Origin of the sequence: Micromonospora sp. CPCC 206060 (assembly GCF_036906895.1) — a bacterium.
Taxonomy (GTDB): Bacteria; Actinomycetota; Actinomycetes; order Mycobacteriales; family Micromonosporaceae; genus Micromonospora.
In genome coordinates, this window is sequence record NZ_JBAKHU010000188.1 from 1 (window position 1) to 2,260 (window position 2,260).

A 2,260-nucleotide genomic window follows, 5' to 3' on the forward strand; every position below is an offset into this window, starting at 1 on the left:
AACACCATGCGCAACGACCAGATGCCGGGCCACCAACGCACCCAGACCCGACGTACCACCGGTCACCAACACCGCACCATCAGCAGCCCAGGCCGCACCCTCAACCGACTCCACCACCCGCACCAACCGGGGCACGAACACCCGACCGGCGCGCACCGCCACCTCCGGCTCGCCACAGGCGAGCACAGCAGGCAGGACCAGTCCGGCGTCGGCCGAGTCGTCCAGGTCCAGCAGGACCAGCCGGTCCGGGTGTTCGGCCTGGGCGGACCGCACCAGGCCCCAGAGCGCGGCCTGCCCCGGGTGTGGGATCTCCCCGGTGCCGGTGGCGACCGCACCCCGGGTGACCAGTACCAGCCGGGTGGCGGCAAGCTGCTCGGCGGCCAGGAACTCCTGCACCAGTCCCAGGGTCCGGTGGACAAGGTGGCGCGCATCGTCGGCCAGGTCGCCACCGGTCGGCTCGACCGGGGCGAGCAGCACATCGGGTACGACGACAGCCGCACAGATGTTGGCCAGCTCCGGCTGCCAGTCGGCGCCGAGCACGGCGACCTGCGGCGAGCCGGCCCGCTCCTGTACCGGGCCGACGACCCACTCCACCTGGTAGAGGGCGTCCCGGGAACCGGTCGTGCCGCCGCTGATCTGGTCCCGGTCGACGGTACGCAGGATCAGCGAGTCGACCGTGCCGACCAGCGCACCGGTGCTGTCGGCGAGGTCGAGGCGTACGGAGTCGGAGTCGGCCGGGGTGATCCGGACCCGGAGAACGGTGGCGCCGGTGGCGTGCAGCCGTACGCCGACGAAGGCGAAGGGAAGTTGGGCGCCTCCGGTGAGCGCGCTCCGACCGGCGAGGCCGATGCTGTGCAGGGCCGCGTCCATCAACGCCGGGTGCAGGCCGAACTGGTCCGCGTCACCCGCGTTCTGCTGTGACAGTGCGACCTCGGCGAAGACCTGGTCGCTGTCGGTTGCCCGCCAGGCCCGGCGTACCAGCTGGAAGGCCGGGCCGTAGGTGAGGCCGGCGGCACTCAACTCCTGGTAGAGCGCGGAGACATCGACCTCTTCGGCCCCGGTGGGGGGCCAGGCGGCGAGTTCGGTGGCCGTCGTTCCGTCGGGGGCCTCGCGCAGCAGGATGCCGGCAGCGTGCAGGGTGGTCGGGGTGTCGGTTGAGGCGTCCTCGGGACGGGAGTAGATGTGGAGTTGCCGGCGGCCCTGTACGTCGGCTTCGCCGACGGTGATCTGGACGTGTACCGCGCCCGAGGCGGGCAGCACCAGTGGCGCCTGGAGGGTCAGCTCGTCCAGGGTGTCGCAACCCACCCGGTGACCGGCGTGCAGGGCGAGTTCCACGTGCGCGGTACCGGGCAGGACGATGGTGTCCATCACCTGGTGATCGGCCAACCACGGATGCGTCGCCACACTCAGCCGACCGGTCAGCACATGCTCGTCCGCCCCGGCCAGGGTCATCGCCGCCGCCAGCAACGGATGCTCGGCAGCGTGTAGACCCAGCCCGGTCGGATCGGCCGGTACCTGCGCGGTCGCCTCCAACCAGTACCGCTGGTGCTGGAAGGCGTAGGTGGGCAGGTCCACCCGGCGGCCCCCGGCCAGCAGGGCGGAGAAGTCAACGGTGACGCCGCGGGCCCACAGGCTGCCGAGCCCAGCGGTGAAGGTGACGGCCGCGTCCCGGTCCCTACGGACCAGGGGAACCGCAGCCACCTCGTCGTCGGCGTTTACGATCTGCCCGGTCAGGGCGGTCAGGATCGCGTCCGGACCGATCTCCACGAACGTGACCACACCACTGGTGTGGACGGCGGTCACCGCGTCGGCGAACCGGACGCCCGCCTTGACGTGCTCCACCCAGTAATCCGGATCCGCCCACACACTGGCGGTGGTCAACTCACCGGTCACCGTCGACGCCACCGGGATATCGGAAGCGGTGAACGACAGGCCAGCAACCACGGCACGGAACTCGTCCAACATCGGCGCCATCAACGGCGAATGGAACGCATGCGACACACTCAGCCGCTTCGTCTTCCGACCAAGCTCACGGAAGTGTTCGGCGATCTCCTCCACCGCTGCTTCCGCACCCGAGAGGACCACGGAGGTCGGGCCGTTGACCGCACCCACACCCACCTGGTCATCCCGGCCGGCCAGCAGCGGCAACACCTCCGCCTCGGTGGCCTGCACCGACACCATCACCCCACCAGCCGGTAGAGCCTGCATCAACCGACCACGAGCCGCCACAAGCTTCGCCGCATCAGCGAGCGACAGCACC

At 70.6% G+C, this 2,260-nt stretch carries 1 protein-coding gene; it reads right to left on the bottom strand.

Annotated features, from left to right (window positions below):
* Window positions 1–2,259 (bottom strand): acyltransferase domain-containing protein (locus V6U90_RS33125; protein WP_334445072.1); only part of this gene is annotated, 2,259 nt, incomplete at its 3' end.
* Window position 2,260: the final 1 nt, after the last annotated feature.